The sequence below is a fragment of the Lapillicoccus sp. genome (genome assembly GCF_025353065.1).
Lineage (GTDB): Bacteria > Actinomycetota > Actinomycetes > Actinomycetales > Dermatophilaceae > Lapillicoccus.
This window is the reverse complement of the sequence record NZ_JANXRJ010000171.1, coordinates 1-2,959: the sequence shown is the minus strand read 5'-3', so window position 1 is coordinate 2,959 and position 2,959 is coordinate 1. Positions and strand designations below refer to the sequence as shown.

Sequence of the window (2,959 nt, the reverse complement as noted above, 5' to 3'; positions counted from 1 at the left end):
CCCCAGACTTTTGGAGACACGCCCTAGGTCGACGTCGAACGCCTGGCGGACGGACATCCCTGAGACCGCGAAGGGCCAAGGCGTACGCGCTCACCCGACTTGTTTCTGGGTTTGTCCCCGGTGCCACTCTTCAGGTGCAGGGCGCCCGGCTGCGTTCGGACCCGATGGCTGATCGGGCAGACTGGTACGGTGAGTGTGGAGGAGAAGCTGGCCGAGGCCGGGTCGAGGGCTGAGCGGTGGCTGACTCCTCCGGTTCGACGACCGACTCCAGCAGCGCGCCATGGAAGGTCGTTAAATTCGCAACGGGTTTGACCGCAAGGTGTCAGACCTTGCTGGCAGGCAGGTCACGGCGGTCGACTACTGGGATGTCAATAACTTCGGTGGCGAGCCGACCCGCTGGGACTACGGTCAGTGGCCTCACGCGGTGATGGGGGTGCAGCTCGCCACCGATCGCGGTCCCGTGACGGTGACCTGGACCAGCACCTTTTACCCGCACAGCGTCGAGGTCTTCCCCGAAGGCGACGTACGCCTCCGCGTCCTGCTGCGAAAGGACAGGCAAGGAGATCGGCAACTGAACGATCTTCTCGGTGTACCGGGCCGCGAACTCGCCTCTCCCCAAACCGCCGAGGTGCGCGTCGATGCTCGCCCGGATGAGCTCCTCGTCTGCGGCGAGAACGAACGCCCTCTTCTTCACCGACAAGAACAGCTTGATCGCCTCAAGCGTCGACACGACCGCTGGCGGCAGGCAACGGTCGAGGTCATCGACGAGCACCACAACCTTCGTCAGCCCGGGGTCTCCGCCCATGAGCACCTCGAAGTCAGCCCGGAACCCCGCCATGCTCTGCGGGCCATCCACAGGTTGCGGGCCCTCGTCGGCCGCAGGGCTCGGCGGCTGAGGAGTCAGCGCCTCGATCAAGCCTCCGATGTCGGGCGACATGCTCACCGCACTTGTCACCAATACCTTCGCCACCCGTCCCCAGGCAATGCGTCGGCGGAGGTCCTGCAACTTCGCGAGGATGACGGCCTTGCGGTCAGCGGCGACCTCGGTCTCGTCGCTTACGACAAGTTCCTGGAGCGCGTTGAGCACCAACGCGATCAAGGTTCCGCGCACATCCTCTGATCCGAAAATCATGGTGAGTGGGCGTGGGGTATCGACGCGTGTCGCGGTGCTGAGGGAGCGCGGTCGTGGTCAGGCGGTGGCTTCGAGGGTGACGCGGTAGCCGAGCTTGTGGAGCTCGCGGACGTGGTTGCGCGTGCGGCGGTCGGCGGTGATGCGGGTGTCGTACCAGTCGGGGCCGAGGTCGTGGAAGGTGGCGTCGGGGTTGGCTAGCAGGTGCCAGATGATCACGAGGATGGAGCGGCCGACTGCGACGACCGCGCGGGGGCGGCCTCGTCGCCGCGCGAGGCGTCGGTAGCGTTCGCCGAGGAAGGTGTGGGTGTGGCTGGCCGCGACCGCGGCCTCGCCCAGGGCCCGGGCGAGGTACTTGTTGCCGTGTCCGGTGCTGCCGTTGCCCTTGGCCCGGCCGGCGGATTCCTTGATGCCGGGGGCGAACCGGGCCCACGACGTGAGGTGGGCCGGGGTCGGGAACCGGGTCATGTCGACGCCGATCTCGGCGATGATCGCGTAGGCGGTGACCGCGCCGATGCCGGGGATCTCATCGAGGCGGGCCACCGCTGCCGCGAAAGGGGCGATCTGCTCCTGGGTGCGGGCCTCGACCTCGTCGATGTCCGCGGTGAGCCGGTCGATGCGTTCGAGCATCTTGGTCAGCAGGAACGCGTGGTGCTCGGTGAACCGGCCGGTGAACGCCTCCTGCAACGCGGCGGTCTTGGCCCGCATCGACCCGCGGGCCAGGTCCGCCAGCACGGCCGGGTCGCGCTCACCGGCGATCAACGCGGCCATCATGTGCCGCCCGGAGACCCCGAAGACGTCCGAGGCCACGACCGAGACCTTGATCAGCGCGTCCTCGAGGAGCTTCTCCACCCGCTGCTTCTCCGCGGTCCGCGCGATGATCAGGTCGACCCGGTACCGGGTCAGGTCCCGCACGACCCGGATCGGTGGGGGCGGCACGAAACTCGGCCGCAGCATCTGACGTTCGGCGACCTTGCACAGCCATGCCGCGTCGAGCCGGTCGGTCTTGGGCCGACCCGGCAGATGCTTGACGTCTTTGGCGTTGACCAGCCACGTCTCGAACGAGCCCTCCAACAGGTAGAACGGCGGCTTCCAGTAGTCGCTCGTTGCTTCCATCACCACCCGGGTCACCCCGAGCTCGGTAAACCAGTCGGCCATCATCAACAGCGATCGGGTCATCGTGGAGAACGTGCGGACCTCCTGAGACCGGCGCTGGCCCGGGCCGGGGACCCGGACACAACACACCAGCTCGGCCTTCCCGATGTCTAATGCGGCCACCCGTTCGATGACCACGTCCTCATCTCGTGCGACGTCCATCGCCGCCACCTCCTCAGCGCTCCTACAGCGCCGTCGTCGGAACACCATCTGGGCGGCTGCCCGGGGAACCGTGAGGGACACAACAACTCTGATCCGCGTGCTCGCAGCAACATGGAAAGGCCCACACCACAGCTCCCAGCGCCCTACTGAGTCACGGCCTCCAACGGACCACAGAGTCACGACGTCAACGGGCAGCCAACTCCGATTTTCAGCCCGGAACAGGCTCCCCCGCTAGGGGTACCCCTACTGAGTCATCGAGGTTGACTCCCGTGCACGGGGAGTCAGGTGGCTCGACGCTGAGTCGAGCGGGCTCGAGGCTGAGTCGAGTGGCCGACGCGCGGTCAGGGATACGCTCGAGGCCCGCCGGACGATGAGGAGGTCCACACCGTTGCCGCTCGACGACGCCCGTGACGAAACGATCCGCACGCTCGACTTCGGTGCGGACTCCGCGGCCACCAGGGTCGTCATCATTCCCGGTCTCGGCGTGCCCTCCTACGTGGTTCCGACGGCGAC

At 67.1% G+C, this 2,959-nt stretch carries 2 protein-coding genes; both read right to left on the bottom strand.

Annotation, left to right across the window (positions count from 1 at the left end):
* Window positions 1-322: 322 nt before the first annotated feature.
* On the bottom strand, window positions 323-1,132 hold the full coding sequence (locus Q0R63_RS13485; RefSeq protein WP_295698126.1) for a P-loop NTPase fold protein: 810 nt from the start codon (window positions 1,130-1,132) through the stop codon (window positions 323-325).
* Window positions 1,133-1,189: 57 nt separating this feature from the next.
* A complete protein-coding gene (locus Q0R63_RS13480) occupies window positions 1,190-2,446 on the bottom strand; it encodes an IS110 family transposase (RefSeq protein WP_295698123.1) in 1,257 nt (418 codons plus the stop codon).
* Between the last annotated feature and the right edge of the window lie 513 nt (window positions 2,447-2,959).